This is a genomic window from Bradyrhizobium sp. 187 (assembly GCF_023101005.1).
GTDB lineage: Bacteria > Pseudomonadota > Alphaproteobacteria > Rhizobiales > Xanthobacteraceae > Bradyrhizobium > Bradyrhizobium canariense_D.
This window is the reverse complement of sequence record NZ_CP064693.1, coordinates 2,847,316-2,873,949: the sequence shown is the minus strand read 5'-3', so window position 1 is coordinate 2,873,949 and position 26,634 is coordinate 2,847,316. Positions and strand designations below refer to the sequence as shown.

25 protein-coding genes and 2 pseudogenes are annotated in these 26,634 nt (G+C 63.6%); 14 read left to right on the top strand and 13 right to left on the bottom strand.

Features of this window, described 5'->3' with window-relative positions; translation table 11 throughout:
- Positions 1-19: 19 nt before the first annotated feature.
- Together IVB19_RS13510 and IVB19_RS13505 are read right to left on the bottom strand one after the other, a co-directional pair.
- Entirely contained in the window at positions 20-1,219 is a 1,200-nt protein-coding gene (locus tag IVB19_RS13510) for a CaiB/BaiF CoA transferase family protein (protein ID WP_247821474.1), read from the bottom strand.
- Positions 1,220-1,317: 98 nt separating this feature from the next.
- The gene (locus IVB19_RS13505; protein ID WP_247821473.1) at positions 1,318-1,950 is read right to left on the bottom strand and encodes a 2-hydroxychromene-2-carboxylate isomerase; all 633 of its coding nucleotides are present in this window, start codon (positions 1,948-1,950) and stop codon (positions 1,318-1,320) included.
- Between the two features lie 239 nt (positions 1,951-2,189).
- Here IVB19_RS13505 and IVB19_RS13500 point away from each other — a divergent pair, with 239 nt between their 5' ends.
- Positions 2,190-2,702, top strand: a complete 513-nt coding sequence (locus tag IVB19_RS13500) for a winged helix-turn-helix transcriptional regulator (protein WP_018458768.1) — start codon at positions 2,190-2,192, stop codon at positions 2,700-2,702.
- 26 nt (positions 2,703-2,728) lie between these two features.
- On the opposite strand, the gene IVB19_RS13495 is transcribed toward IVB19_RS13500, so the two are convergent.
- The 5 genes and pseudogenes from IVB19_RS13495 to IVB19_RS13475 form a co-directional block, all read right to left on the bottom strand.
- Positions 2,729-4,531, bottom strand: coding sequence for an AMP-binding protein (locus IVB19_RS13495; RefSeq protein WP_247821472.1), 1,803 nt, complete (start codon positions 4,529-4,531; stop codon positions 2,729-2,731).
- 53 nt (positions 4,532-4,584) lie between these two features.
- On the bottom strand, positions 4,585-5,784 hold the full coding sequence (locus tag IVB19_RS13490; RefSeq protein WP_247821471.1) for an ABC transporter substrate-binding protein: 1,200 nt from the start codon (positions 5,782-5,784) through the stop codon (positions 4,585-4,587).
- Between the two features lie 430 nt (positions 5,785-6,214).
- Positions 6,215-6,607: pseudogene (locus tag IVB19_RS13485) on the bottom strand (efflux RND transporter permease subunit); the annotation flags it as partial.
- A 64-nt stretch (positions 6,608-6,671) separates the two neighbouring features.
- The gene (locus IVB19_RS13480) at positions 6,672-7,127 is read right to left on the bottom strand and encodes a nuclear transport factor 2 family protein (RefSeq protein WP_018458764.1); all 456 of its coding nucleotides are present in this window, start codon (positions 7,125-7,127) and stop codon (positions 6,672-6,674) included.
- Positions 7,128-7,166: 39 nt separating this feature from the next.
- Complete coding sequence (locus IVB19_RS13475; protein ID WP_247412985.1) at positions 7,167-8,273, bottom strand: efflux RND transporter periplasmic adaptor subunit; 1,107 nt, start codon at positions 8,271-8,273, stop codon at positions 7,167-7,169.
- 86 nt (positions 8,274-8,359) lie between these two features.
- Between IVB19_RS13475 and IVB19_RS13470 the strand changes: the two genes are divergently transcribed.
- The 3 genes from IVB19_RS13470 (at position 8,360) to IVB19_RS13460 (ending at position 10,571) form a co-directional block, all read left to right on the top strand.
- Complete coding sequence (locus IVB19_RS13470; protein ID WP_026233656.1) at positions 8,360-8,938, top strand: TetR/AcrR family transcriptional regulator; 579 nt, start codon at positions 8,360-8,362, stop codon at positions 8,936-8,938.
- 35 nt (positions 8,939-8,973) lie between these two features.
- On the top strand, positions 8,974-10,134 hold the full coding sequence (locus tag IVB19_RS13465; protein WP_204510818.1) for an iron-containing alcohol dehydrogenase: 1,161 nt from the start codon (positions 8,974-8,976) through the stop codon (positions 10,132-10,134).
- A 125-nt stretch (positions 10,135-10,259) separates the two neighbouring features.
- A complete protein-coding gene (locus tag IVB19_RS13460; RefSeq protein WP_247821470.1) occupies positions 10,260-10,571 on the top strand; it encodes a hypothetical protein in 312 nt (103 codons plus the stop codon).
- Positions 10,572-10,796: 225 nt separating this feature from the next.
- On the opposite strand, the gene hydA is transcribed toward IVB19_RS13460, so the two are convergent.
- Both hydA and IVB19_RS13450 read right to left on the bottom strand, forming a co-directional pair.
- On the bottom strand, positions 10,797-12,176 hold the full coding sequence (hydA, locus tag IVB19_RS13455; protein WP_247821469.1) for a dihydropyrimidinase: 1,380 nt from the start codon (positions 12,174-12,176) through the stop codon (positions 10,797-10,799).
- Positions 12,161-12,916 carry a maleate cis-trans isomerase family protein gene (locus IVB19_RS13450; protein WP_085394736.1) on the bottom strand — a complete coding sequence of 252 codons (756 nt, stop codon included), beginning with the start codon at positions 12,914-12,916 and terminating at the stop codon, positions 12,161-12,163. The genes hydA and IVB19_RS13450 overlap by 16 nt, the downstream gene beginning before the upstream one ends.
- 206 nt (positions 12,917-13,122) lie before the next feature.
- On the opposite strand from IVB19_RS13450, the gene IVB19_RS13445 reads away from it, so the two are divergent.
- Both IVB19_RS13445 and IVB19_RS13440 read left to right on the top strand, forming a co-directional pair.
- On the top strand, positions 13,123-13,839 hold the full coding sequence (locus IVB19_RS13445) for a GntR family transcriptional regulator (protein ID WP_247474397.1): 717 nt from the start codon (positions 13,123-13,125) through the stop codon (positions 13,837-13,839).
- Positions 13,836-14,585 (top strand): aspartate/glutamate racemase family protein, encoded by a 750-nt coding sequence (locus IVB19_RS13440; protein ID WP_247412976.1) that lies wholly within the window; start codon positions 13,836-13,838, stop codon positions 14,583-14,585. The genes IVB19_RS13445 and IVB19_RS13440 overlap by 4 nt, the downstream gene beginning before the upstream one ends.
- Here IVB19_RS13440 and IVB19_RS13435 read toward each other — a convergent pair.
- Positions 14,582-15,973: an amidase gene (locus tag IVB19_RS13435; RefSeq protein WP_247821468.1), complete on the bottom strand. Its 1,392-nt coding sequence runs from the start codon at positions 15,971-15,973 to the stop codon at positions 14,582-14,584. The two genes, IVB19_RS13440 and IVB19_RS13435, sit on opposite strands and share 4 nt — an antisense overlap.
- Positions 15,974-16,061: 88 nt before the next feature.
- Between IVB19_RS13435 and IVB19_RS13430 the strand changes: the two genes are divergently transcribed.
- Genes IVB19_RS13430 through IVB19_RS13415 form a run of 4 tightly spaced genes read left to right on the top strand, consistent with a single transcriptional unit; the run spans position 16,062 to position 19,929 of the window.
- The gene (locus IVB19_RS13430) at positions 16,062-17,156 is read left to right on the top strand and encodes an ABC transporter ATP-binding protein (RefSeq protein ID WP_018458754.1); all 1,095 of its coding nucleotides are present in this window, start codon (positions 16,062-16,064) and stop codon (positions 17,154-17,156) included.
- A 30-nt stretch (positions 17,157-17,186) separates the two neighbouring features.
- The gene (locus IVB19_RS13425; protein ID WP_007608710.1) at positions 17,187-18,233 is read left to right on the top strand and encodes an ABC transporter substrate-binding protein; all 1,047 of its coding nucleotides are present in this window, start codon (positions 17,187-17,189) and stop codon (positions 18,231-18,233) included.
- Between the two features lie 17 nt (positions 18,234-18,250).
- Positions 18,251-19,114 (top strand): ABC transporter permease, encoded by an 864-nt coding sequence (locus IVB19_RS13420; protein ID WP_247821679.1) that lies wholly within the window; start codon positions 18,251-18,253, stop codon positions 19,112-19,114.
- Complete coding sequence (locus tag IVB19_RS13415) at positions 19,114-19,929, top strand: ABC transporter permease (protein ID WP_247547261.1); 816 nt, start codon at positions 19,114-19,116, stop codon at positions 19,927-19,929. The genes IVB19_RS13420 and IVB19_RS13415 overlap by 1 nt, the downstream gene beginning before the upstream one ends.
- Here IVB19_RS13415 and IVB19_RS13410 read toward each other — a convergent pair whose 3' ends face one another.
- A complete protein-coding gene (locus IVB19_RS13410; protein WP_026233653.1) occupies positions 19,930-20,265 on the bottom strand; it encodes a hydroxyisourate hydrolase in 336 nt (111 codons plus the stop codon). It abuts the gene before it with no gap.
- A gap of 26 nt (positions 20,266-20,291) precedes the next feature.
- On the opposite strand from IVB19_RS13410, the pseudogene IVB19_RS13405 reads away from it, so the two are divergent.
- Both IVB19_RS13405 and IVB19_RS13400 read left to right on the top strand, forming a co-directional pair.
- Positions 20,292-21,486: pseudogene (locus IVB19_RS13405) on the top strand (MFS transporter).
- Positions 21,467-22,834, top strand: coding sequence for an amidase (locus IVB19_RS13400; RefSeq protein ID WP_247821467.1), 1,368 nt, complete (start codon positions 21,467-21,469; stop codon positions 22,832-22,834). Before IVB19_RS13405 ends, IVB19_RS13400 begins: the two are co-directional and overlap by 20 nt.
- Before the next feature lie 33 nt (positions 22,835-22,867).
- Here the strand turns inward: IVB19_RS13400 and IVB19_RS13395 are convergent, their stop codons facing one another.
- Both IVB19_RS13395 and IVB19_RS13390 read right to left on the bottom strand, forming a co-directional pair.
- Positions 22,868-23,746, bottom strand: a complete 879-nt coding sequence (locus IVB19_RS13395; protein ID WP_247299698.1) for a MurR/RpiR family transcriptional regulator — start codon at positions 23,744-23,746, stop codon at positions 22,868-22,870.
- A 101-nt stretch (positions 23,747-23,847) separates the two neighbouring features.
- Complete coding sequence (locus IVB19_RS13390; RefSeq protein WP_157643066.1) at positions 23,848-24,048, bottom strand: hypothetical protein; 201 nt, start codon at positions 24,046-24,048, stop codon at positions 23,848-23,850.
- Between the two features lie 15 nt (positions 24,049-24,063).
- Between IVB19_RS13390 and IVB19_RS13385 the strand changes: the two genes are divergently transcribed.
- Entirely contained in the window at positions 24,064-25,605 is a 1,542-nt protein-coding gene (locus tag IVB19_RS13385) for an ABC transporter substrate-binding protein (protein WP_026233651.1), read from the top strand.
- Positions 25,606-25,683: 78 nt separating this feature from the next.
- On the top strand, positions 25,684-26,628 hold the full coding sequence (locus IVB19_RS13380) for an ABC transporter permease (protein ID WP_007608695.1): 945 nt from the start codon (positions 25,684-25,686) through the stop codon (positions 26,626-26,628).
- The last annotated feature ends 6 nt before the right edge of the window (positions 26,629-26,634 follow it).

Here is a 26,634-nt window from a genome sequence, read left to right as displayed (position 1 = left end):
ACGCGCGAAGCGCTTCGACCTACATGGCCACGCGTAGCCTCCGTGCAGCGACCATATCGTCGATCGCGCCATCATCGTAGCCCAGTTCGCGCAGCACCTCGCGCGAGTGCTCCCCGACGCGCGGGGCCGGTCCGCCGATGGCAGCCTGGTTGACCTCGAAGCGGGCCGCGGGTTTGGGCTGGCGCACACGACCGACCTTCGGTTGGTCGAACTCCGCGATGATTCCTCGCGCCACGACCTGCTCATTGTGGATGATCTCGCCGCGCCGCAGGATCGGCGCGCAAGGGACATCCGCAGCGTCCAACCGCTCCAGCCATTCGGCGGTCGTGTGCCGGCCGATATACTCCGCCATCTTGTTGATGCGCGCCGTGGCGTTCACCGAACGCGCGGACGGGGTCGCAAACCGGGCATCGTTGGCGAGCTCGGGATCGCCGGACGCGCGGCAGAAGCCCTGCCATTCGGAATCTGAGATGGTGCCGGCCGTGATGTAACCATCGCTGGTCTTGAACACGAGATCCGGGCGGTCGTTGGGATCGGCGGCAGCGGCCTCGGCTCCGACCACCGTGTACTGCATCATGCCTTCCGGCCAGAGGTAGGAAATCATCGCGTCCAGCATCGCGACCTGGATATGATCCCCCTGCCCCGTCTTCTCACGCGCGTAGAGCGCCGCCGCCACCGCCTGCGCGGTGAACACGGCGGTGGTCTTGTCGCACACGATGGTGCGGATCATCTGCGGGCGATTGGTGACCGGCTGCGACTGGATATCGGCAAAGCCCGACAGGCCCTGAATGATTGGATCGTAGACGCGCTTCTTCACATAGGGCCCGGTGTCGCCGACGCCGCTGATCGAGACATAGATCAAGCGCGGATGACGCTGGCGCAGTTCTTCGACGCCGAGGCCGAGGCGCTCCATGGTGCCGGGCCGGAAGTTCTGCACCAGAACATCGGCCTGCGCGACCAGCTTGGCCAGCACCTCGTGCCCGGCGGGGCTCTTGACGTCGATCGAGAGCGAACGCTTGCCGCGGTTGGACGAGATGAACAGCGCGGAGAACTCGCCGTCCTTGTCGATGGTGGCCCGGCTGCGACGGGTGATATCGCCACCGATCGGCTCGATCTTGAGCACGTCGGCGCCCTGGTCCGCCAGAAACATGGTCGCAAACGGGCCCGACACCACGCCGGTCAGATCGAGGACACGAACGCCGCTAAGCGGACCAGCCATTTCACTCTCCTGGATTGTTTTTCTGCCGACGGGCTGAGGATAAACTCCGGCTTACCGTCAGCCCTTCGCCTCAACCCGCACGGACCGCAAGTCGGTAACTAGCCGGTCTTGGAAACGGGCTGCCGGGTCTGTTCGACGATCGATTCCTCGACGTCCCGGAGTTGATCCTTGCCGAAAAACATCTCCTTACCGACGAAGAATGTCGGCGAGCCGAAGGCACCGCGGGCGACCGCGTCATTGGTCAGGTCAATCAGCTTCTTTTTGACGTCATCCTGCTGCGCGCGCGTAACCAGCCTGTCGATGTCGATCCCCGAGGAGGCAAATGCGGTCCGGAACACTTCGGGATCATCCATCTTCTTGGGCTCCTCCCACATGTGATGATAGGCGGCGCGGAAATAGGGTTCGAATACGCCTTCGAACTGGGCCGCGACGGCGCCGCGCATCAGCATCAAAGTGTTGACTGGAAAGAAGGTATTCTGACGAAATTTCGTGATGTTGTGGCGGCGGATAAACCGCTGGGTCTCGAGCGCCTGGTATTCCGGCTTGTTCTTGATCCCGCGAAGCGAGTCGAACGGGGACATGTTGCCGGTCGCCTTGTAGATCCCGCCGAGCAGGACCGGGACGTACTCGAATTTTACCCCGGTCCGCAGCTCGATCCCGGGGATGGCGACCTCCGCCAGATACGCGTTTGGGCTGCCGAAATCGAACTGGAATTCAACCTTGAGGGTCATGACCGCTTTCTCCCGCAGAGCGTATTGGATGGTCAGGGACCGGCGATCCAATCGCATGGCTTGCCTGTTCTCACTTCTACAGTTCTAAAAACGAACTGTCAAATTCGGCTAGATTTATGCTGGTTTGACCGTTTCATCGGGTATTGTTTGGAATTCAGTACCTATCTAGAATGCAAGGCAAACATGGCGGCCTCGGCAGCGATTCGAGCGGGTCTCGCTGGGATGACTGGAGAATACGGATGAAGTGGAAAGAACTGGAGGAAGAGCCGTGTTCGATGGCCCGAACCATCGGCGTGATCGGTGACCGCTGGACCCTTCTGATCCTGCGCGAATGTTTTTTGCGCACGCGGCGCTTCGAAGGATTCCAGTCGGCGCTCGGAATTACACGTCATCTCCTCGCCGAACGGCTGAAGAAGCTGGTCCGGCAGGGCATTCTGCGCCGCATTCCCTACCAGGAGGCGCCAAAGCGGCACGAATATATCCTGACCCAGAAGGGTCTCGATCTTTATCCGATCATGATGGCGCTCGTGCACTGGGGCGACACTCACATGGTCGACGAGCGCGGCCGGCCGCTGCTGCACCAGCACCGCAAGTGCGGAAAGGACTTCGACCCGGTCATGGTGTGCTCTGAATGCGGCGAGCCGCTCTCGGCCAAGGAGGTTCATACCCATCCAGGCCCCGGCGCCCAAAGCCCGCTGACGACAGCCGCACCTGACAAGCCGAAGGCAAAGGCGCGCCGCAGCGCCGCTTGAGCCGGCCACCGGCGTCAGGCACTGAATCAGACTCGAATCACGGCTGCGTCGGGTTCGTTGCAGTGGAGACGGTCCGCTTGTTCAGCCCGGTGCTTGAGCACAGCACGTTGATTGACATAGGCCTTGTCGGTGATTTCTCCCGCGGCCAATGAGGGCGGATCCTTCAGCAGGGTGAACGTGCAGATTTTTTCGCTGCTTCCGACGGCCTCATTGTATTCCTGCAAACGATGTCTCAGGAATTCGATCACCTTGGGGTCGCAGGTCAAATCCGCAGCCGGCGCGTTCGAAATCCGCGCCGCCTCGGTTGGATTCAGCCAGCATAGCAGCGCGCAGGCATCACGGTTTTCTCCGGCAACGACAATGTCCAGTAGGACGCCGCGCGTTGCGGCCAGGATGGCGGCACGCATATTGCCGATCGCAACCCAGGTGCCGTTCGCGAGCTTGAAGTTCTCCGAAATTCTGCCGGTGAAACGCAGACCGAACTCCGGCTTCTCGGGATCGATAAACGACACGGTGTCGCCGATGCGGTAGAACCCCTCCTCGTCGAAAGCCTTCTCCGTCAGATCGGCTCTGCCGAGATAACCGGGGGTGACGTTGGGGCCCTTGACCCTGGCCTCGTACGTGTCGGAAACAGGGATCAGTTTCAGCTGCACGCCCGGCGCGGGAAGGCCAATCTCGCCCGGCCGATCCGTTGCCCAATGCGTCGTGCTGATTGTCGGCGCCGTTTCGGTCGTCCCGTACCCCGACATCACCGGAATCCGCCGGCCCGTGACCGATGAAGTCAGCCGATAGAGTTTTTCGAGCGTTCCTTGCGAAATGGCAGCCCCCGCGTAGCTCAATCGATCCAGCCGTTTGCAGATGCTGGCGCCGAGGGCGAAGTCGTTCTCGATGGCATCGCACAACAGGTTATAGCCGGCGGGAACGTTGAACATCGCCGTCGGCGAGATCTCCTTGAGGTTCGCCACCGATTTGTGAAAGAGCTGAGGCAGCGGCCGACCGTCATCGATGTAGAGCGTCCCGCCGTTCCTGAGAATGCCGTGAAGAATGACGTTGCTGCCCATCGTATGGTGCCACGGCAGCCATTCGACCTGAACCGGCGCCTCCGGAGGCGACACCAGCAGGCTCCCCATTTGCAGCGAGCTCGCCATCATGCGATGCGTGTTCAGCACGCCCTTTGGCAGGCCGGTCGAACCGGAGGTGAAGAGAATTTTTGCAACGGCGTCGCTGGGAATTGCACCCGACGCACGCGTGAATCCTTCACGGTCCGTTCGATCCGTCAGGACCCGGAAGGGCGTCGTCTCCGGCGCGCCATCGACGCTGATCCAGGTCGAGTCTGCCAATTCGGGAATGGAACGGGCCGCGGAAAAGTCGCGTCCACTCTGAACGAAAACGAAGTTCGGACGCAGCACCTGCGCGATGTCCTTGAGGCGCGCAAGGCCGCCGGGCATCAGCGTGTAGTTCGGCGATATAGGCGCCAGAATGACACCTATCGACATCGCCGCAAAGGAGATCACCGCGTTCTCGATGGAGTTGCCCGAAAGCACGGCCAGCCTGTCAGCCGGCTTTGCGCCCATGTCCATCAGACTCTGGCCGACCGCCTGGACCTGCGACCATGCTTCGCCATAGGTGATCTCGTCCCATCCCCCTTTGGCATTGCGCTGTGCGAGGAATATTCGCTGCGGAGCCGCGGCTGCCCAGCGCGGCAGAAAATCGGTGACGCGCCAGTCACATGGCCCCAATTCGAGCGGCGACCTCAATATGAGCGTGCCGTCGGTCCGGCGCTCGACGGAGAGCTCCCTTGGCGCAAACGTCAATGGCTTCGTCGACATCGAAAACGATCTCCTGAATTGCCGCGGATGGATAGAACGGGCTGCGCCAAGCGTCACTCGGACCTGGCGTCCAGGACGTCTCCGAACGCTTGCCACGTCGTGCCGGTCCAGCGCTGCAGCCGCATCTGCGTCCAGATCATGTTCTCGGTCTCGCTGGTGTTGACTTTGATCCCGGGCAGCACAGTCGGAACGACGACGTCTTTCAGGTTCTTCGCCTGCGCCAGGATATTCTTCCGCGACAGATCATCACCGCATTGCTTGAGGATTTGCTCGAGCAGGACGCCTTGCTGATAGCCGGTCAGATAGCTGCCGTTGGTGATATCGGCGCCCTGCAGATACTTGTCGAAAAATGCCCGGTAAGCCCGCATGCCCGGATCGTCCTTCCATGTCTCGTCCAGGACATCCTTGTTGGTCGTGCCGACCATCACGCCGACCGATTTGTCGAGCCCGGCCGGTGCAAGCGTGCCTCCGACCGATCCGGACGGGAAATTGATGATCACGGTCGCCTTCCAGCCGATCACCGAAGCTTGCCGGATGGCCTGCGCCGCGAACTTCGGCGTCCCGGCGATCACCAAGGCCTCGGCACCCGAGCTCTTCAGATTGGTAATCTGCGAATCAATCGTCGGTTCAGTGACCTCGTAGGAAGCACTGACGACCTTGCGGTCGAAATCCTTGCCGAGAAACGCCTTGAAGGCAGCGAGGTAATCTTTGCCGAGATCGTCGTTCTGATAGAGGATGGCATACTTGGCGTTCGGTAGCGTTCTCGTCAGGTATTTGGCGTAGATTTTTCCTTCGGTGTCGTAGCTGACAAGACCCGTGGTGATCAGCGGATAATTGGCGACGTCCGTGAACTTGGACGAGCCGCTGACGATGGCGACACTCGGTACCCCTTTGGCCCTCAGGTATTTTGCAGTGGCTGAGATGCCGGGGGTTCCGAGCTGGCCGAACATGAACGACACTTCGTCGCTCTCAACGAGCTTGCGGACGTGCTCCACCGCTTTGGGAGGACTATATCCGTCGTCATAGGCGATGTAGTTGATCTTGCGTCCTTTGACGCCGCCGCGGTCGTTCAACGCCTGAACGTAGGCCATGAGCGCCTTGCCCACGAGACCGATCGATGATGCCGGTCCGCTGAAGGGAAAAACCCCGCCAATCTTGATTTCGGTAGCAGAGATTCCCGGCTCGTCGGCGGCGAATGCGGGACCACTCAGGAATAGAGCCAGAGCCGCGACGATCTTCCATCTCACCAGCATTGCGTCCTCCCAAACTTGCACCCCTTCTCGAGTGTGCGGCTTTGTTTTGTTGCGCCGGTGGCGGCTCGTCGCGCCCTTTGCGAAGAGGCATCGCGCAGAACAGGTCCAGCCGTAAATCCGGCACGTCGCGGCCGTTGCGTTCGGCCATCTCGTGCGCAGCCTACAGTTCTTTTTTTGAACTCGTCAAGCGATTAGATGCTCACGTGCCGTGACTTGGACGACAGGCCCCGTCCTCGTACTTGGAAATAATTTGGTCTAAATCCTGCGTATAAGGCCGCGTTTTCGGCTGTTCTAGGACAGGATCGCTGGCGCATTTCCATGCTGCTGCACACATTCTTTTTTTGAACTATAAGGCCGCCGCGAGACCACGCAGTGCCTGGCTTATCTAGCCAGGCACCCACGGCGCAGCAGGGATAGATTTCGCCGAGCCCTACTCGGCGGCGATTGCTGTTCGCAATTCTGCATCCTTCGCCGAACGCTCATAGAGCTCGTCCGGGGCTGGCTTGATGCGAAACCAGGCCACATAAAGCGCAGGAAGGAACAGCAGGATCAGGACCTTGCCAACTGCCGTGCCGCCAATCAGCGTATAGGCCATCGATCCCCAGAACACGGAATGCGTCAGAGGAATGAAGGCCAGCACGGCGGCAAGTGCGGTCAGGATCACCGGCCTGGTGCGTTGCACGGTGGCTTCGATGACGGCGTGATAGTCATCGAGGCCGGCAGCACGATTCTCCTTGATCTGTTCGGTCAGGATCAGGGTATTGCGCATCAGGATGCCTGCCAGTCCGATCAGGCCAAGAATGGCGTTGAACCCGAACGCAGGATGATGAAGACAGGGTAACGGCCCGTTCGCGAACGGCGATCGCGGAAAGATTAAGGTTCATCTGCTAACTTACAATTGGCTGGGCGGCAGCTTCCTTGAGGCCAGCTGCCGCTTGGGCGGCAAGCCCGCGCGCGGCTTCCTGTGAATCTTGAAATTCCTCGAGGGCATGGACTCTGCCCCACCGCAGGGTGAACACGTGGAGACCGCGGTTGACGTACGAGCCGTCGCCATCGAGCAGCGTTGCGGTGCCGTCCCATTCGACAAACACGGTGGTGTTCCAGGGCCAGCCCTTCACCCAGACGTTGTTGACCCTGATATGGAGCGTGGGCAGGACGCGTCCGAGCCGCTCGAACCAGCGGCGCAGGGCCGCTTTGTCGTGGCGCTCCCCGCCCAACGCGTGATGGCCGGAAACACGGTGATGGATGTGCGGCGCGACCGCCTTCACCGCTTCATCCCAGCGATGGTTGTTGACATGGTCGAAGGTCTTTCGGATTTCCTGCTCGACGATGTAGCTGTACATGTGCTTCTCCAGCGGCTGGGGCGGAACGATTGAGACTCTTCAGTTGCTCCGGCTTTCAGCGGCGGTCCTGACACGAGCGCCCTCCTGCAGGAGGTGAGCGCCGAGCGAAACAATTGGATCACCAGAATTCAAGCCGGAGATCACGGGGGTTTCGTCGGTCACCCGAACAAGCTTGATCGGCCGAAAGCGTACGGTTGAGGTGGCGCTGTCGAGGATCCAAACTCCGGTCTTGCGGCCATCATCGAGCACTGCTCGGAGCGGCACCTGAACTTGCGGCTCGCTCGTTTGGCTCGGTAGCCGAATGGTCACCGTCGCGCCAAGTGGTGCGGCCGCGGCTTCACCGTCCAGGACATACCGGGCTTCATAGGTTCGGGTCTGGGCATCGGCGGCGTCGGACAATTGCCGCAAACGCGCCGTATAGCGCCACCCTTCGGCTGCTCCGTACACGCTGGCCTCGGCCACGGAGTCGATTGCCGGCCGGATCGTTTCAGGGAGCGCGACCACCGCCTCGCGAGGACCGGCCTTGGCAATCCGAACAACCGTCTGGCCGGCCGAAACGACCTGCCCGGGCTCGCCAAGCGTTTCGACCACCGTTCCGTCCGCGTCCGCGACCAGGATCGAGTACGTCGCCTCGTTCTCGGCAACCCGTGCATCGGCTTCAGCGCTCGCAAGCTGCGCCTCGGCCGTATCCAGCGCGGCCTTGGCTTGCTCGTAGCGCTGTCGGGAAGCCCAGCCGTTGCTCACCAACTTGGCGTATCGCGGTTCGTCCGCTTCGGTCTGCACGACGGACGCGCGCGCGGCAGCAACGGCGTTGCGCTTCGCCGTGACCGCAAGACGAAGGTCGGTTTCGTCGATCCGCATCAGCGGCTGACCGGCTTTGACCTGCTCACCGGTATTCACAAGCCGCTCCACGATCTTGCCGGGAACGCGAAAACCGAGGCTGCTCTGCACCCGCGCCCCGATGATGCCGGTGAAGCCACGCTCCGATCCGGTCACCCGCGCCGCGGCCGCGATCCTGACGATCGGGGCTTCTTGCCTCGGATCGCTCACGGCCGAGGCCGCCGGCGCGCGAAGCGTAACGAATGCGGCCACCGCGCATCCCGCGACCAGGACGCTCCCCAGCACGATCATCTGTCGCTTTTTCATAACGTGGCCTCATGCCAGATAGATTGCGTTCGAGCTCTATACCGGATAATAGATGTCGAACGCAATCTAAAATGGGGAGACCAATGATGCGAGTGAGTCGCATTCAGGCTGAGGAAAACCGGCAAAACGTCATCAATGTCGCAAGCCGCCTGTTTCGGTCGCGGGGATTTGACGGCATCGGCCTCAAGGACCTGATGGAAGCTGCCGGGCTGACCCAAGGCGCATTCTACAAGCAGTTTGAGTCAAAGGAGGACCTGGCCGCGCAGGCGTCGACGCGCGCGCTGGAGAGCGCCACGCTGCGATGGTCGACCGCCATCGCCGCGGCCCCTGAGGATCCCCTCGGGGCGGTGATGGGGTTCTATCTCAGCACGGATCATCGCGACGAAAAGATGGACGGTTGCCCGATCGTGGCGCTCGGCTCGGATGTGGCCAGACAGAGCAGCGAGGTGAAAGCGTCGTTCGAAGGCGGGATCAAAGCGCATATCGAAATCCTCAGCCGCCTGATTGCCGAAACGAGCGACGAGGAATCCAGGAGCAAAGCCATGGCCATTCTTTCGACGATGGTCGGAGCGTTGACACTCTCACGCGTCGTCAACGATCCCGATCTCGCTCAGGCCTTTCTGGAAACGGCGTCGCGACAGATTCGCGACACTGTCGCCGCTTGAAGATCGGTGCTTGATAACTCACAGGGAGAACGCAAATGCGCAAAGCAGGGATACACAATTTTCCGGCGATCGACCGTGTCGTTTACGGCAAAGCTGCGTCTGAGGCCTTGAACGATGAAGCGGTGCGGCTGGATGCCAAGCGCGTCTTCCTGATCGTCAGCCGCACCTTGAATACCAAGACCGACGAGATCGAGAAGATCCGGCGTGCGCTCGGCGAAAGACATGTCGCGACCTTCGATGGAATTGCAGAGCACACCACGCGCAAGCAAGCTGCCGAGGTTGCCCGTCAAGCCAAAGACGCCGGAGCCGACCTGGTGGTCGCCGTCGGGGGAGGCTCGGCGATCGATCTCGCCAAGATCGTCATCATGGCGATGGAACATGACATCCGTGACGAAGCGGGTTTCGATCCATTTCCCATGGGCCCGGGCGTCACCGTCTCTCCGTTCCGATCGCCAAAGGTTCGACAGATCGCGGTGCCATCCACGCTGAACGGCGGCGAATACAATGCAGCAGCGCTCGTCACCGATGAACGCAGCAGGCTGAAGCAGATCTTCTTCCATTCTCTGATGATGCCGGTGGCGATCATTCTCGACCCTGCCCTTACCGTCCATACGCCCTCGAAGCTCTGGATGGGATCGGGAACGCGCTCGATGGACCACGGCATCGAAGCATTGTGCTCACCCGCCGGCACGCCGCTTAGCGACGAGGTGGTCCTGGCCGGCATCCGCACGCTTCGGGAGGGAATGCAACGGACCTTGCAGCAACCCGATGATCTGGAGGCGCGTCGACTGTCTCAATATGGCGCGTGGCTCGCCGCTTTCGGCCTCCAGGCGCGGGTCCCGATGGGAGCCAGTCACGGCATCGGCCACGTGCTTGGCGGGACCTTCGGCGTACCACACTATTATTGCACACCGGTCATCATGCCGAGCCTACTTCGCTACAACAAGGCGTTCACAGAGGATGCGCAAACGCGCTTAGCAGCGGCTCTTGGCGAGCCGGGCATGGAAGCGGCAGCCGCCTTCGCAGAATTCACCAGGAGACTTGGACTACCCGGTCGCCTTGCCGACGTCGGGATCGGCGAAGACAAGTTCGAGCAGATCAGCAAGATTGCGATCAATCATCGCTTCGTGCAGGCCAATCCGCGGCCTTTTAAAAGCGAAGCCGACATCGTCGATCTGTTGCGAATGGCCGCCTAGCCAAATCCGAATGAACTGATACTTGCCCAAATTGACGTGCGGGAGAATCCAGCCATGACATCAGCTCCGCGCCCACGCCGGCAAGTAGGGCCGGCGACGCGCCGGCAACCGTCTATCAACTGTTCATGCAGGAGAGCGCGGATGCTGCCCGCTGGCATGAACATCCAGGCGGAGAAAGCCGTAAAGACAAGGAGGCGATCCCTTGCTCAACCTGTCACATGACTTGGACGCAAGTAAACGAACCGGCTCCCGCTCCGCCCCGCGCCGGCATCGACTGGCAACTCGCTCCCGTTGACTTCATCCGGTTCGGAAAAAGCGGCGCCGAGATCTGCGCGCAAATGAAGGATCCCAAGCGCAATGGCGGCCGCGATGCCGCCGGGCTGGTCGAACATCTGCGCCATGACGCTTCGTTGAACGGCTTCATTCCGCGCGGCTGAGCGCCCGGCACAGGTCGGACGACGCCACCAGGCAGCTTCGAGAATCGTGTCAAGGACGTCGCCTTATGGGGGACGGCCTGACAACCTTGTCCGAATTGATTAGATTCGTTTTGCCGCATGCGAAGGCTGGATACGAACATATGACCGGCATGATCTGTGGACTTGAGACGGCCGTCGCGCCGCGCGCACGGGCGCCATAGTTGAGCAGCAACGCGTTGAGTCCGATCAGATCAGGCTCGACCTGCCGCGGCTGAGAATGTCGCCTGCGCCTTTGTCGCCGACGATCCTGCCGTGTTCGTACACCACCCGGCCACGGGCGATCGTCGTTACCGGCCATCCGGTGACGTCGAACCCTTCCCATGGCGTGTAGTCCGAACCGTGATGCAGATCGGCCTGCCGAATAGGCTTCTTCAATTTGGGATCCCAGAGCACGATATCCGCATCGAAGCCGACGCCGATCGAGCCCTTGCGCGGATAGAGGCCGTAGATGCGCGCATGGTTGGTCGCGGTCAGCTCGACGAATTTTTGCAGGCTGATCCGTCCCTTCGACACGCCTTCGGAGAACAGAATCGGCAGCCGGGTCTCGACACCTGGAATGCCGTTCGGCACCCAGCGGAACGAGGTGCGGCCGTTCGGCGTCAGCTTGCCCCTGGGATCGTCGTAACGGAACGGGCAGTGATCGGACGAGAAAGTCTGGAACACGCCCGTGGTGATGCCTTCCCAGATCGCCTGCTGGCTTTCCGCGTCGCGCGGCGGCGGCGAGCAGACATATTTCGCGCCTGACATGTCCATGTTCAGACCCTTCATGTCGTCAGCCGTCAGCGTAATGTATTGCGGGCAGGTCTCGGCATGAACAGGCAATCCGCGCTGCTGAGCCCAGCGCACCTGCTCCATCGCCTCGCGCCCGGAGACGTGCACGATCATGATGGGAACGCCGATCACCTCGGCATGACTGATGGCGCGATGCGTGGCTTCGCGCTCGACCGCCTGTGGCCGCGACACGCCGTGATAATAGGGCGCGATATGGCCCTCGCGTTCCAGCTTGGAGGTCAAGAAACGGATGGCGTCGTAACCCTCGAAGACCTCGAGCAGCTGCTTGTCACTGAGCACGAGGTCGTCATAGGTCATGAACACCTTGAACGAGGTGTAGCCGTCCTTGACCAGAGCCGGCAGCTCCTGCCCGAGCACGACCGCGGTCCGATCGGAGATGATGAGATGGAACGCCGTGTCGATATAGCACTCGCCTTCGGCAAGCTTGCGGTAGTTCTCGACGCAGGTCCGCAGCGACGTGCCCTTCTCCTGCAGTGCGAACGGCAGCACCATGGTGTTGCCGCCGGCGGCTGCCGAACGGGTCGCTGAGGCGAAGTCGTCGGCCATCACCACGTCGGGGCCGGAGGCCTGCGAGATGTGGACATGGCTGTCGATCCCGCCCGGCAGGGCCAGCTGCCCGGTCGCGTCGATCTCGCGCGCTGCGCCTTCGAGATGATCGGCAATGCTGACGATGCGGCCGTCGCGAATGCCGATATCGGCGCGGAACTCGTCGCTGGCCGTCACGATGGTACTGCCGCGAATAGCAAGATCGAGCTGCGTCACAGGAGTCTCCATGACTTGATGACCGTCGATGTCTGGAAGATCCGCCCCCAGTCGGCAAGAGCCCCGGCATCGCCGCCGGCGAGCTCCAGGGTTCGCCACAGCGTGACCGCTACCGAATCGACCACCGCGACATTCAATTCCCGTTCGAGCGAAGCCGCCAGCGCGGCGCCGTCGAGGTTGGTGCAGAGGATGACGACAGCATCGGCGCCGTCAGCCGCCACAGCGCGGATCATGCCAGCAATCGTCGCAGGCGCGACCTCGCCGAAAGAGAAATTGTCGCGCAGTCCGAGGTGCCGCTCCGCGTGCGGGGCGATCCCCTCCTCGGCCCAGACGTGACCGATCCGCCGCTGCACGTCGTCGGTATAGGGCGAGACCAGGCCGACACGTTTGGCGCCGAGCGCGCGAGCGGCATCGATGCAGGCGAGCGTGGAGGTCGTCGCCGGCACGCCGGTGCGCACCGTGATTGCCTCGCAAAGGCTCCGGTCTCTGCCGATGCCGAGCCAGCTTGCGGACGTACCGTTCCAGGCGATGGCATCGACCTTCGCATCGGCCAGCAGGTCCGCCGCAGGCAGCATCACCGAGGCGTCGAACTGGTTCAGCGCGGCGGCGTCGAGTGCGATCTCGGTGACGCGGAAACGCGAGAAATGCGCGGTGACATCGGCCACGCCGGCGAGCATCGCACTGGTGACGGGCTCCAGCACCGAATTGGAGGACGGCGTGATCATGCCGAGGCGTTTGCGCACAATTGACATCGATCGCAGTCGCTCCGTTGCGGCGAAAGCGCTCCTCCGCTTCCTCAAAAGGATCATCCGCGTCCGCATCGGTCCACGCAACCCGCAATCTGCATGCTGCATACAATTTATTCGATATGCACGTGTTTTGAGCCACATACGTCTTCTATTTGGGCACCTCACGTGAAGGAAATTAGCTACGATCGCACGTCAGCAGGAAGGCCGGCGTGCCGCAAAAATCCGAACCGAACCCGGGCCGAAAGTCGCCCAAACTCAAACGGATGGGCCTCCATGAGCGCGCCGCCGCGCGGATGCGGACGATGATCATTCGCGGCGAGCTGCCGCCGGGATCGCAGACCCAGGAAACCAGGCTGTCGAAGGAGCTGGGCGTATCGCGCACTCCGCTGCGCGAGGCGATGAAAGTGCTCGCGGCCGAGGGATTGATTGAGCTCCGCCCCAACCGCAGCCCGCGCATCGCCGACCTCGCCGTCGACGGCATCTCGGAATTGTTCGAGGCGCTGGCCGGCATCGAGCGGCTCGCCGCCGAGCTCGCCGCCGAGCGCGCCACCGAGCGCGATCTCGCCCGCCTGCGCACGCTTCAGACCCGCATGGAAGGTCATCATCGCAACGGCAAGCTCGACGAGTACTTCGCCATCAACGGCGAGATCCACGACACCATCGTCCGCATGGCGCGCAACACGCCGCTGCGCGAGGCGCACGTGACGCTGATCTCCCGCGCCGAGCGCGCGCGTTACCTCGCGCTCGGCGCCGACCGGTGCTGGAGCAATTCGGTCGACGAGCACGCCGGCGTCCTTGCCGCGCTCGAGGCGCGCGATAGCGAAACCGCAGGACGCCTGCTCGGCGCCCATGTTCGGCGCACCGGCACGGCGCTGCTCGAAGTCATCGCGGCCTCTCAAGCCAAGCAGACGGCGGCGCAATCATGAAGCTGCTGCTGCTCAACCCGAACACCAGCACCGCAGTCACCCAGTTGATGACGGATGTCGGGCAGCGCGCGGCTGCGCCCGGGACCGAGCTGATCCCCTGCACCGCGACCCGCGGCGTGCCCTATATCTCGACACGCACCGAGGCACAGATCGGCGGTGCCATTGCGCTGGAGATGCTGGCCGGGCAGCATCGCAAGGTCGACGCCGCGATCATCGCCGCCTTCGGCGACCCCGGCCTGTTCGCCGCGCGCGAAACCTTCGACATTCCCGTGGTCGGCATGGCGGAAGCGGCGATGCTGACCGCCTGCATGGCCGGACGGCGTTTCGCCATCGTCACCTTCGCCCAGGCGCTCGGCCCCTGGTACGAGGAATGCGTCCGCGCCCACGGGCTGTGGGAGCGCTGCGCCAGCATCCGCATGCTCGATACGCCGTTCCAGGCGATCTCCGAGGTCGGCACCGAGAAGGAGGATGTGCTGGTCGATCTCGCCCGGCGCGCGATCGTGGAGGACGACGCGGACATCTTGATTTTTGCAGGTGCGCCGCTCTCGGGCCTCGCCGAGCGCGTGGCCGACCGGATCCCCGTCCCAGTCGTCGATCAAGTCATCGCGTCGGTGAAGCAGGCCGAAGCCCTGGTCGCGCTTCGCCTGCGCAAGGCAACCGCAGGCACGTACCGCCGGCCCGCCGCCAAACCCACCCTTGGTCTTGCCGATGCGCTCGCCGCCCGGCTCGAGCATCGCGATAACTAGGGGAGCTGCGGCCAGCGATGCGAAAAACCAAGCTTGTTCTCAATCGCACGGCCGAAGGCAAACAGGCGGGATTCGCATCCCGGAGGTGCAATGATCTGGATACCGAACGGCAGCTCGTTCTCGGCTCGGGGGGCCGGCAGGGTCAGCACCGGGAAACCGACCAGCGACACGATTAAGGTGACGGCGAGATAATCGATCGGCGTCTCCAGCGCCGCGCCATCCATCGTGGTGACGTCGCTGATCTCATTCGGCCAGGGCAAAACGGACGCCGCCGGCGCCACGAGGGAATCGGCGCGGCTGAACAGCTCGCGAAAGCTGCGATAGATCGCAGTGCGGCGACGCTCGGCATTGAGATAGTCCTCCGCGGAGAGCTTTGCGCCCGCCTCGATATTCCAGATCACGGTGGGCGTCAGCTCGGCGCGGCGCGACTTCAGCAGCTCGCCATAGCCGTTGGCGATGTGCGCGGCGCGCAGCGTCCGAAATGCCTCGATCGCACCGCCGCAATCGGGCGCGGACGGCACCACATCGGCCACGGCTCCGAGCGCCTCGCAGGCCGCGGCGAAACGTGCACGGACATCGCGCGCGACGGCCGCGATCCCGAAATCGGGCGTCGCTGCGATCCGGGGACGCACTGCAACCGGCCGATCCTCATTGACGACACCGATCGAGAGTGGGTCGTGCACATCGCCTCCCCCACAGATCGACAGCGCAAGCTCGAGATCGTCGACGCCGCGGGCGAGAAAACCGTGGGTGGCGAGCATGTCCCAGCCGAGGGGGCGATGCGGCGCCGGGATGCGACCGGGCGTCGGCCGGATCGAGGCGACGTCGCAAAAACTTGCGGGCGTGCGCACGGAGCCACCGAAATCGGTGCCATGGGCCAACGGCACCATGCCGGCCGCGACCGCAACCGCGGAGCCACCGGAGGATCCACCCGAAGTCAGTACCGGATCGAACGGATTGCGCGTCGGCCCGCACAATTTGTTGGTACAGACCGCGCCGAAGCCGAATTCGGGTGTGTTGGTCTTTCCCAGAATGATCGCGCCAGCGCGCCGCAATCGCGCGACCACGAGATCGTCTTCGGCCGGAATATGATCGCGGAACAGAGCCGATCCGTACGTGGTCGCAACCCCCGCAGTGTCGGTGAGGTCCTTGATCCCTATGGGCACCCCATGCAGCGGGCCGACCCGCGTTGGCGCGGCGTCGCAGATATCAGCGGCACGGCGGGCCCCCTCCGCATCGACAGTCACGAAGGCCGCCAATTGGCTATCAAGACTCGCGATCCGCGCCAGATGCGCCTCGACCGCGTCGCGCGAGGAGAGTTCGCCCTTCGCGAGGGCGCGTGCGAGGGCCGTGGCAGTGAGGTCGCAAACCGATCGATCCGACGTCATCACCCCACCATGCCAAACCTCGCGGCGAAAAGCGACCGGTGCGGGCATGAGACTTGCTTTCTACTCCGGGGCAACGGGAGGCAACACCATGGCTGAAGCGCAAGGCGGCCGATCGCTCGTGGTCGACGCCGTCACCCACCGCTATCCGAGCGGCGCGCTCGCGGTCGAGAACATCAATCTCAACATCAAAGGGGGCGAGATCATCGCCCTGCTCGGCCCCTCCGGCTGCGGCAAGACTACCCTGCTGCGCATCATCGCCGGCTTCATCGCGCAGACGCAGGGGCGGATCATCATCGGCGACGACATCGTCGACGCGCTACCGCCGAACCGCCGCGCGGTCGGCATCGTGTTCCAGAACTACGCACTATTCCCCCATCTCAGCATCAGCGAGAACGTCGCTTATGGGCTTGCCGCGCGCGGGATCGACAAGGCGACCCGCCAGCGCGAAGCACAGCGCTTGCTGGATCTGGTGCAGCTGCCGACCATGTCGGAACGGTTGCCACGGCAGCTCTCCGGCGGCCAGCAGCAGCGCGTCGCGCTGGCCCGCGCGCTCGCGATCAAGCCGTCAATCCTGTTGCTCGACGAGCCCTTTGCCGCGCTCGACAAGAATCTGCGGCTCGACATGCAGATCGAGGTCAAGCGGCTCCAGCGCGTCTCCGGCATCACCACGCTGATCGTGACCCACGACCAGGAAGAAGCGCTGTCGATGGCCGACCGCGTCGCCGTCCTGAGCCACGGCAAGCTCGAGCAGTTCGGGTCGCCGTCGGACGTCTACGACCGGCCGCAGACCCTGTTCGTCAACACGTTCGTCGGCGCCAGCAACCGCATGCCCGGCGTGGTCGTCTCGGCAGACCGCACGGCCGCAAAAGTCCGCCTCGATGCCGGCGCGGAAATCATTGCGCGTCCCGCCGGCGGCGCTCTCACCGAGGGCGGCCGCGTCACCGTGTGCATACGCCCCGAGCATCTGCAATTCGTTGGCGACGAGACCGGCTTTGCCGGCGTGGTCGGCATGTCGCTGCCGTTAGGAGCCACCGTCGTCCACGAGGTCACCACCGCGGACGGCTCCGGCGTCAAGATCTCCCAGGCGCGCATCGGCGAGACGCGCACCCTGGAGAGCGGCGCCGCGGTGCGCCTCGCGCCGCTCGCCCCGTCGCTCGCAAACGCTTTTCCTGCAACGCTTTGAATTCAGTTTTTGTCCAGAGGGAGTTCGACCATGATCATGAACCGCCGAAGCCTGATGACGACCGCACTCACACTCGGCGCCATGAAGGCGTTTCCCGGACTGAGCTACGCCCAGGCCCGCCCGCTGGTGTTTGCGACCTTCACCGGAAGCTGGGAGGAGGCGCACAAGGCCGTGCTGGTGCCGGCCTTTCGCAAGGCGAACGCCGATGCCGCGATGGTGCTCGACCCCATGCTCTCGGTCGACCAGATCGCCAAGGTGAACGCCGCCAAGGCCAATCCGCCGATTGACGTCATGCTGCACGATCCCGGCCCGGCCCTGGTCGCAATCGGCCAGGATCTGGTCGAGCCATACCCCGTCGAGAAGAGCGCCTATTACAAGGACCTGATCGCCGAGGCCCAGGAGCCGATGGGCCCTGCCCCCTTCTTTCAGGTCGTCGGCCTCACCTACAATCCGGAAGCCGTCAAGACGCCGCCGACCTCCTGGGCCGATCTGTGGAAGCCCGAGTTCAAGGGCCGCGTTGGCATCACCAACCTTAACTCGACGCTCGGCACCGGCTGGCTGGTCGAGATCGCCAAGATGCGCGGCGGTTCGGAAGCCAATGTCGATCCCGGCTTCAAGGCGATCGAGGAGCTGAAGCCCAACCTCGCCGCGGTCGCCGCCAATCCCGGCGCGCTCGCCACCCTTTTCCAGCAGGGCCAGATCGATATCTCGCCCGGCAATTTCAACGCCATCCAGATCCTGAAAGCGCGCGGCGTGCCGGTCGAGTTCGTGGCCCCGAAGGAAGGTGCCATCGCCTTCAAGACCACGATCCACATCGTCAAGAACTCGCCCAACCGCGAGCTCGCCTTCAAGCTGATCGAGGCGTCGTTGACCCCGGAAGTGCAGACCACGCTGATGAACCCGCCCTACCTGATCGTGCCGACCAATTCCAAGGTGGCGATGGGCGGCGAGATCGCGCGCGTGCTCGCCAAGGACACGGCCGAGCTGAAGCAGAAATTCGTGTTCCAGGACTGGAAGAAGATCAACGAGCAGCGCTCGGCCTGGATCGAGCGTTTCAACCGCGAGATCAAGATCTAGAGCTTCAAGGACTCATGATGGGCACAGCACCGGCATCACGAGACGTCACGTCCTACGGGATGGGATTGGCAGCGCCGCTGGCGCTGTTCTTCCTAGTGTTCTTCGTGGCGCCGCTGCTGCAATTACTGTGGCTCTCGTTGCACAACGACACGGCCGCGCTCCATTGGGGACTCGGCCAGTATCTGCACTTCCTCACCGATCCCTTCAGCCTCAGCGTGCTCGGCTCGACGCTGCTGCTTGGGGCCGAGGTGACGGCCGTCTGCCTCGTGCTCGGCTTTCCCATCGCCTGGCTTTACCAGCGGGTCGGGCCGCGGCTTCAGACCATCATCATCCTGATCGTGCTGCTGCCGCTTTTGACCAGCGTCGTGGTCCGTACCTTCGCCTGGATCGTCATCCTGGGCCGCCAGGGCATCATCAACGCGACGCTGCAATCGCTCGGCATCATCGAGACGCCCCTGAAACTGCTCTACACCCAGTTCGGCGTCGTCCTCGCGCTGACGCAGGTGCAGATGCCGCTGATGACGCTGCCGCTGATCACCGCGCTCGGCCGGATCGATTCCAATCTCGACGACGCCTCCTGCTCGCTCGGCGCTGGAAGCTGGCGCACGTTCTTCCGGATCGTGCTGCCGCTGTCGCTGCCCGGCGTGATCGCCGGCTGCACGCTGACCTATGCCGCCGCGATCACGGCCTTCATCACCCAGTCGCTGATCGGCGGCGGACAGATGCTGTTCATGCCGATGTATCTTTACCAGCAGGCTTCGACCCTGCAGAACTGGCCGTTTGCCTCCGCAATCTCGATCATCTTTTTGCTCGCGGTGCTCGCGGTCGTCTCCGTCTTCACCACGCTCGGCCGCCTGTCGCGCGGCTATGGAGGTGCGTGATGAGCGGGCGCAAGCGCACCCTGGAGGCGTTCGGTTTCGAGCTGGTCATGAGCCTGATCGCCGCGATTGCGCTGATCATCATCATCGCGCCGTCGCTGGTGGTGCTGATCGTCTCGTTCACCAGCGGCTTCTCGCTGCGTTTTCCGCCGCCGGGCTATTCGCTGCGCTGGTACGCCGAATTGTGGAACGCCTGGCAGCTGCACTTCGCAGCCAAGAACAGCCTCATCGTGGCACTGTGGGCGACGGGCCTGTCCGTGGTGCTCGGCGTTGCCGCCGCGCTCGCGATCTCGCGCTCACCGACGCTGTCGGCGCGGCTGCTCGATTCCCTCTTCATGTCGCCGCTGGTTCTGCCGGCGCTGGCCTTTGGCCTTGCCGCGTTGATGCTGTTCTCGCTGGTCGGCCTGCCGGTGTCGCCGTTGACGCTGGTAATCGGCCACACCGTGGTCTGCGTGCCCTATGTCGTGCGCAATACGATTGCGGCGCTTGCCCAGCTGGAGCCGACCCTGCTGGAGAGCTCGGCCGTGCTGGGCGCCGGCCGCATCTACACGTTCCGGCGCATCGTGCTGCCGCTGATCCGGCCGGGCATCATCGCGGGCGCCTTCATCGCCTTCATGTCGTCCTTCGACAACGTGCCGGTGTCGCTGTTCCTGCGTGATGCCGCCACCGACATGCTGCCGATCCGGATGTGGCAGGACCTCGAGGGCAAGCTCGACGTCACCATCGCCGCGCTGTCGGGCGTGCTGATCATTGCAACCGTCGCGTTGGTCGCGATTATGGAGCGCGTCACGGGGTTATCGCGGCGGCTGACCAACTGATCAGGCGCCGCGGAACAGCGAATAGCCCCAGCGCGTGAATTTCAGCGGCAGGTGAAAATGCTCGTCAACATTCTTGATGCGAAAGCGGAACGGCGTCACCGTGAGAAACCCGTCGCGCTCGCCAAAGAACTCGCCGAGATGAAACAGGACCTCATACTCGCCCGCCGTCACGCCCGCCCCCTGCGCAACGGGATGATCGAGCACGCCGTTGACACCAAGCCGTCCGTCGGCGACGCGCAGCGAGTCCGGATCGATCCGCCAGATCTCGACGCGCAGACCCTGCGCCGGGCGTCCGCTCGCCACATCGACCGCGTGAATGGAAATGCCACCTGCCACAATGTTCCCCCCGAGAGCGCTGCACCATGGTAGACGCAAACACGGCCGTTCGACCAGCGCCCGCATTGCTGCCCGCGCTTGGCGCCATGACCTCATTGCAGGCGCTGGTGGCTCTGGCTCTGTTCGCGCCGGGCATGGTGGCACCGCGCGCCCATATCGAGGTCTGGCAGCTCTCGATGTTCTCCTGCGCCGTGTTCGCGGTCGGCATTCCCGCTCGTTCTGGGGCGGCGGCTTCATCGCCCGCCTGGGCTCGATGCGGATCGCGAGCCTCTGCGCGGCGGCGATCATCGCCAGCATGGCGCTGGCTTCGCTCGGCTCGACGGCGGCCCTGCTCGCAGCCGGCCTCTGTCTTGGCCTCGCCTTCGGACCGGAGACGCCCGCAAGCGCGGTGCTGCTGGCGCGGCTCGTGACGGCCGAGCGGCGCGCGTTCGTGTTCTCGGTTCGCCAGACCGGAAACCAGATCGGCGCCGTCTGCGGCTCGCTGGTTCTGCCCGCGATCGCAATCTCGCTCGGGCCCGCCTGGTGCTATGCCGCCGTGGGCGCCTGTGCGCTGCTGGCGATAGCGTGGTTCGAGCGCCTGCGGCCCGCCTACGCCGTCAAGGTCGTGCCACTGCCGGAGCTTAGCCTTCGCACGCGGCTGGCACTGGTGATCGCGGACCGGCGCATCGCAATGCTGGCGCTGGCCTCGATGCCCTTCAGCGCGATGCAGGTGTCGCTCAATACGGTCTTCGTCACGCTCGGCACCGCGAGCTCGGCCTCAGCCATGTCGAGGCCGGCATGGCGCTTGCCTGCGCCCAGGCCGGCGGCCTGATCGGCCGGCTCGGCTGGGGCTTCGTCGCAACGCGCCTCAATGCCTCGCGCGGAGTTCTCGTCGTCATCGGCCTCGGTATGACGTTCTGCGCCGCGCTGCTGGGTCTCGATGGCGTATCGCTCGGGCGGACCGGCCAGTTCGCGATTGCAACTCTGTTCGGCCTGACGGCCTCCGGGTGGAACGGTGTCTTCGTCGCCGAGATCGCACGCCTCGCCCCGCAGGACAGGATTGGCGAAACCACCGGCGCGGTGCTGACCGCATCCTACGCCGGCCTCTTGGCAGCACCGGCGCTGGTGTCCTTCCTGGACAGCGCAGCCAGTCTCGGTGCCGCCTTCTTCGCCTTGGCTTGCCTCGCCCTCTGCGGCACATTGGCACTGGTCTGGGGAGGCCATGACAAAGGGAAGAAGTAGCGCGTGCGAGATTGCGGCCGACGTCTCCGCCGGACGAACGAGTGCGGTCGAGACCGCCAAGGCCGCGCTTGAGCGCATCGAGGCCGCCAAGGCGCTGAACGCAGTGGTGACGACCGCTCCTGCGCGTACGCTTGCCGACGCCGCAGCGGTCGATGATCGCCTGCGTGCCGGCGAGACGATGCCGCTCGCCGGTGTCCCCGTCGTCGTCAAGGACAACATCTGGGTCCGTGACTGGCGTGTGACACAGGGCTCGCGCCTGTTCGCCGAATTCGTCGCGCCGCAGGATGCGATTGCGATCGAGCAGCTGCGCAAGGCCGGCGCCGTCGTCGTCGGCATCGGCGCAACGTCGGAATTCGCCTGCAAGGGCGTGACCACCTCGCCGCTGTATGGGCCAACGCGGCATCCGCTGGATCCCACGTTGACGCCCGGCGGCTCGTCGGGCGGCCCTGCCACGGCGGTTGCGGCCGGCCTCGTGCCGCTAGCGATCGGCACCGATGCGGGCGGCTCGAGCCGCAGGCCGCCGGCCCATGTCGGCGTCGCGGGGTTCAAACCGTCCTATGGCGCGATCCCCTATGGGCCAGGCTTCGCCGAACCGTTTTTCGGCCTCTCCGTCATCGCGCCGATCGCCACTGACGTTGCCGATATCGCGCTGGCGTTCGAGGCCATGGCCGGCGTCGATCCGCGCGATCCGGATTCAGCCGGCATCGCTCAAGAGGCCAAAAACATCGCCGGTCTGCGCATCGCGTTCTCGCCGCGCCTTGGGCTCGACGTCGCCGTCGACGATGTTGTCGCTGAAGGGCTCGCTTTCGCCATCGCGCGTCTCTCCGCCGCTGGCCTCAGCATCGCGCAGCGCGATCCCGTCTGGCCAGCGGGCGCGACGGAAGAGGCTATCATGCCGCTTCAGCAGGCCGGCCTCGCCGCACTCTATCGAGATGCCTTCCGCGAGGATCCGACCGTGTTCGATCCTGACATCGCCAGACAGATCGAGCGAGGGCTGTCGTGGTCGGGCGCCGACGTTGCCGGTGCGCTGCTGGCAAGCGCCGCAATCGCCAATGCTTTCGCGGCATTCTTCACCGAGGTTGATCTGCTGCTGGCGCCAACCGTTCCCTGTGTCGCCTGGCCATTCACCCAGCTCGGACCCGACATGATCGGTGGCCGCGCGGCGAGCCCGCGCGCGCACGCGGCGTTAACGCCCTTTGTCAATCATGCTCGTCTGCCGGCGATTTCGCTGCCGTGCGGAACGGATCGGTGCGAACTTCCATTCGGCCTTCAGGTCATCGCCGCGCGCGGACAAGACCGCACGCTGCTTGAAGCAGCGCAAGAGATCGAGGCCATATTGCGAACATAATCCCGAGAGGCGGGCGGTGGGCTAATTGCCCGCTCAGTCTCCCAGCGGCCCTTTGGCGTCCCCGTCGCTCCCCTTCAGCAACTCGTATTTGATCCGCCGCATGCGCGCCTGGGCTTCGAGCGGTTTGCAATAGGCAGTTGACGCCGCAAGCAGATCGATGGTGGCGAGAAATGCATAGCGCGACGCCGTCGGCTTGAGCGCGTCGGGCGCCTCGGGCACGTGTACGCCAAGCGCAATATCGGCGATCGAGGCCAGCCTGCTTTGCGGCTTGGTAATTGCGATGACCAAGGCGCCGTATTGCTTGGCGATACTGGCTGCCTCGATCACCTCGTTGGCTGCACCGGTGGTCGAGATGGCAACGACGACATCATCCCGTCCGAAGGTCGCGGCAATCATGCGCATCAAGCTCGGATCGGAGGCATGCGAGACGGCAATCCCAAGACGAAAGAACCGGTTCTGAACCTCCGCCGCCGCAAGAGTGGAACCGCCCCCCACCCCGAACGCTGCAAGCTTCGAACAGCGGGAGATAGCTTCGGCAGCCCGCTCGATGTCCTCCTTGCGAAGTCCCTCCTCGGCAGCGGCAATTGCACGGCGAATTTCCTGAAACACCGACCGCCAGAGCGCGGGGCGCGCCAGATCGGTCCCGACATGCGGGGGAAGCTCAACGTAAATCCGCCCGACCGCCATTGCTTGAGCCAGCCTCACCTTGAGGTCGCGGACGCCCCGGCAGCCGACGGAGCGGCTGAACCGGGTTACCGTCGGCTCGCTGACGCGCGCCCGACGGGCCAACTCGGAATTGCTGGCGTGAACGGCAAACTCCATATCGGCCAGCAGCACCGTGGCAACGCGTTGCTCGGACGGGCTGAGGCTTAGAGCGCTCTGCCTGATGAGGGAGATGATGTCGCCGGCCACGACATTGTCGTCGCCGGGCGGCTTCGAGATTGCTGCACCAACGGCTCTCGCCGGGTGATTTCGCTTTGCACGCGCCATTGCCCGCCCTTTCCCAGGTCAGATCAACCTGCGCCCTTGGCAAGAAGCTGCCGTAAGAAACCTTCAGCATCGACCAAACGTATATCGGCATGCCACATCAATAACAGCATTTTCTGCTTGATAATTGCCAAATTGTGTATGTAACTTTCAAACAAGCAATAGCGTGCCGTCAGCCCAACAGCTGAAAGGCACATCCCTGCACCGGGAAGCAGGCGGCTCAACAAGGCGGGAGGGCGATCATGAGATACGGTCCAAGTGTCTTGATGCGTGGCGTCGTGGGGCTGGCCACCGCGTCATTTTTGATTGCGCAGGCCAATGCCGCCACCCTGCTACGCGAAGCCACCATCGGAGAACCGCCGCCGCTCGATGTCATGCTGACGACCGCCGACGTCGCATCGGTCATCGGCCGCCACATCTTCGAGACCCTGTATGCGCTAGACTCGACCTATACGCCGCGTCCGATGCTGGCCGAGAGCGATCGCACGGAAGACGGCGGTCGGACCATCGTCATCAAGCTCCGCGAAGGAGTCCTCTTCCACAACGGCAAGGAGATGACCGCCAAGGACGTAGTCGCCTCGATGACGCGATGGGGCAGTTTCGGTGCACGCGGCAAGCTCCTGATGGCGGCGGCTACGTCGGTCGAGGCGACCGGAAAGTATGAAGTCACGCTGAAATTGTCCGCGCCGAACGGCGCCTGGAAGGCTCTCATTGCGGACGTCAATGGCGGTCTTGCGATCTATCCGGAAGACATAGCCGCCAAAGCGGGGAACCGGCCGATCGAGCAGAAGGACTATATCGGCACCGGGCCCTACAAGTTCGTGGAGTGGCGGCCGAACCGCTATGTCGAGGTGGAGAGGTTCGAGGGCTACAAGCCGGTGAAGGAAAAGGGTGACGGCTTCGCCGGCGCCCGCGTTGCGAGCTTCGACAAGATCCGGTTCATTCCGGTGCCTGACGTCGGCACGCGCGTGAGCGGCGTGCAGGCGGGTGACTACGACTATGCGGAAATGATCTCCGGCGATCTGTACGAGTCCCTGAGCAAAGATCCATCGGTCCAGGTGCAGCGTACCAACGCGCCGATCTTCGGCCTTTTCTTCATGAACTCGAAGCAGGGAATCCTGAAGGACAATTACAAGCTCCGCCGCGCCATCCAGACCGCGCTGGACAAGTCGCAGGCGCTGCGCGTCGCCTTCGGTCCCAAAGACCTGTGGAATGCCGAAGGATCGATCTTTCCCAATGGCACCCCCTGGTACTCGACGGAAGGCGCCTCAAATTATAGTGCGCACGATCCGAAGAAGGCCAAGGAGCTCGCAAAGGAGGCGGACTACACGGGGACGCCGATCCGCCTGCTGGTCTCGACGAACTATCAGGCACACTATGACGAAGCCTCCGTCTTCACCCGTCAGCTGGCCGACGCCGGAATCAATGTTCAGATGATGGTCGTCGATTGGGCGACCCTTCTGAAGATGCGCGGCCAGCCGGAACAGTGGGACATCTTCGTCACGCACCATTCCTTCGCGCCGGACCCGCTGCTGCTCACGTTCCTGAATGCGAGCTATCCCGGCTGGTGGGACAGCCCCGAGATCGGCTCGCTTCGGGCCGAGTTGATCAACACGACCGATCCAGCCGCGCGCAAGTCGACATGGGACAAGATCCAGTCGCTGATCTATGAGCAGGTACCGGTGATGAAAGTAGGCGATGCCTACACCTACGACATTGCTTCTCCCAAGCTCAAGGGGCTCAACCCAAACGGTCCGGTGTTCTGGAATGTGTCCACGAAATAAGGACGGGCAATGAGGCCGCGAGGACTGTCGAGCGCCGGCGCCGGCGCGCATCGTTGCCGCTGACAGGCGCCCAATTACATGTGGTCTTACGCATTCAAGCGCGCAGGAACGACGGCGGTGACGCTGCTGGCAGCGTCCATCATCATCTTCGCGTTCATCCATATCGTGCCGGGTGACCCGATCTATGTTTTGCTCGGTGATACCGCGACTCCCGACCAGATCGACGCCTTGCGACACCAGCTCGGTCTCGACCAGCCGATCATCCTGCAATATCTCACTTGGGCCGGCCATGTGCTCGAGGGCGACCTCGGGCGGTCGATCTTCTTCCAGGCGCCCGTGCTGTCGGTGATTGCCGATGGCGCCGAGACCAGCACCTTGCTCGCCACCATGACGATGATCTGGGTTGCCGTCATCGGCGTGCCGATCGGAATGATTGCGGCGGTCCGGCACGGCACGTGGCTCGATCAGGGATTGTCCGGTGGGGCGATGCTGATGGCCTCGATACCCACGTTCTGGGTCGGGCTCTATCTGATCCTGATCTTCGCCGCGTGGCTCGGCTGGTTTCCGAGCTCCGGCTATCCGTCGATCTTCGAAGGCGGTGTCGTCAATCTCCGCTATCTCGTCCTCCCCAGCCTGGCGCTTGCGGCTCCGAATGCTGCTTTGATCCTGCGGCTGACGCGCGCCAGCATGCTCGACGTCTCCCGGGAGGACTACGTGCGCACGGCGCGGGCAAAGGGAATCCGGCCGTGGCAGGTCGTGCGCCGCCACATCTGGCGCAATGCACTCCTGGCGGTCGTCTCGGCCTTCGGCTTCACCTTCGCCGCGCTGCTGTCCGAGGCGGTGGTGACCGAAACCGTGTTTGCCCTGCCCGGCATCGGCCGCCTCGTCGTTCAGTCGATCCTTCGCCGAGACTACCCTGTGATCCAGGGCGTCATCCTGGTCATCGTGGTGGTTTATCTCCTGATCAATCTGATCGTCGATCTGAGCTATCGTCTGCTCGATCCGCGGGTTGAACTTCAATGAGCAGCA

What these genes read in the sequence shown, in the direction of transcription:
- IVB19_RS13510 (WP_247821474.1), bottom strand. Translation starts at nt 1,219, where the DNA reads ATGGCTGGTCCGCTTAGCGGCGTTCGTGTCCTCGATCTGACCGGCGTG.
- IVB19_RS13505 (WP_247821473.1), bottom strand. Translation starts at nt 1,950, where the DNA reads ATGACCCTCAAGGTTGAATTCCAGTTCGATTTCGGCAGCCCAAACGCG.
- IVB19_RS13500 (WP_018458768.1), top strand. Translation starts at nt 2,190, where the DNA reads ATGAAGTGGAAAGAACTGGAGGAAGAGCCGTGTTCGATGGCCCGAACC.
- IVB19_RS13495 (WP_247821472.1), bottom strand. Translation starts at nt 4,531, where the DNA reads ATGTCGACGAAGCCATTGACGTTTGCGCCAAGGGAGCTCTCCGTCGAG.
- IVB19_RS13490 (WP_247821471.1), bottom strand. Translation starts at nt 5,784, where the DNA reads ATGCTGGTGAGATGGAAGATCGTCGCGGCTCTGGCTCTATTCCTGAGT.
- IVB19_RS13480 (WP_018458764.1), bottom strand. Translation starts at nt 7,127, where the DNA reads ATGTACAGCTACATCGTCGAGCAGGAAATCCGAAAGACCTTCGACCAT.
- IVB19_RS13475 (WP_247412985.1), bottom strand. Translation starts at nt 8,273, where the DNA reads ATGAAAAAGCGACAGATGATCGTGCTGGGGAGCGTCCTGGTCGCGGGA.
- IVB19_RS13470 (WP_026233656.1), top strand. Translation starts at nt 8,360, where the DNA reads ATGCGAGTGAGTCGCATTCAGGCTGAGGAAAACCGGCAAAACGTCATC.
- IVB19_RS13465 (WP_204510818.1), top strand. Translation starts at nt 8,974, where the DNA reads ATGCGCAAAGCAGGGATACACAATTTTCCGGCGATCGACCGTGTCGTT.
- IVB19_RS13460 (WP_247821470.1), top strand. Translation starts at nt 10,260, where the DNA reads ATGCAGGAGAGCGCGGATGCTGCCCGCTGGCATGAACATCCAGGCGGA.
- hydA (WP_247821469.1), bottom strand. Translation starts at nt 12,176, where the DNA reads ATGGAGACTCCTGTGACGCAGCTCGATCTTGCTATTCGCGGCAGTACC.
- IVB19_RS13450 (WP_085394736.1), bottom strand. Translation starts at nt 12,916, where the DNA reads ATGTCAATTGTGCGCAAACGCCTCGGCATGATCACGCCGTCCTCCAAT.
- IVB19_RS13440 (WP_247412976.1), top strand. Translation starts at nt 13,836, where the DNA reads ATGAAGCTGCTGCTGCTCAACCCGAACACCAGCACCGCAGTCACCCAG.
- IVB19_RS13435 (WP_247821468.1), bottom strand. Translation starts at nt 15,973, where the DNA reads ATGACGTCGGATCGATCGGTTTGCGACCTCACTGCCACGGCCCTCGCA.
- IVB19_RS13430 (WP_018458754.1), top strand. Translation starts at nt 16,062, where the DNA reads ATGGCTGAAGCGCAAGGCGGCCGATCGCTCGTGGTCGACGCCGTCACC.
- IVB19_RS13425 (WP_007608710.1), top strand. Translation starts at nt 17,187, where the DNA reads ATGATCATGAACCGCCGAAGCCTGATGACGACCGCACTCACACTCGGC.
- IVB19_RS13420 (WP_247821679.1), top strand. Translation starts at nt 18,251, where the DNA reads ATGGGCACAGCACCGGCATCACGAGACGTCACGTCCTACGGGATGGGA.
- IVB19_RS13415 (WP_247547261.1), top strand. Translation starts at nt 19,114, where the DNA reads ATGAGCGGGCGCAAGCGCACCCTGGAGGCGTTCGGTTTCGAGCTGGTC.
- IVB19_RS13400 (WP_247821467.1), top strand. Translation starts at nt 21,467, where the DNA reads ATGACAAAGGGAAGAAGTAGCGCGTGCGAGATTGCGGCCGACGTCTCC.
- IVB19_RS13385 (WP_026233651.1), top strand. Translation starts at nt 24,064, where the DNA reads ATGAGATACGGTCCAAGTGTCTTGATGCGTGGCGTCGTGGGGCTGGCC.
- IVB19_RS13380 (WP_007608695.1), top strand. Translation starts at nt 25,684, where the DNA reads ATGTGGTCTTACGCATTCAAGCGCGCAGGAACGACGGCGGTGACGCTG.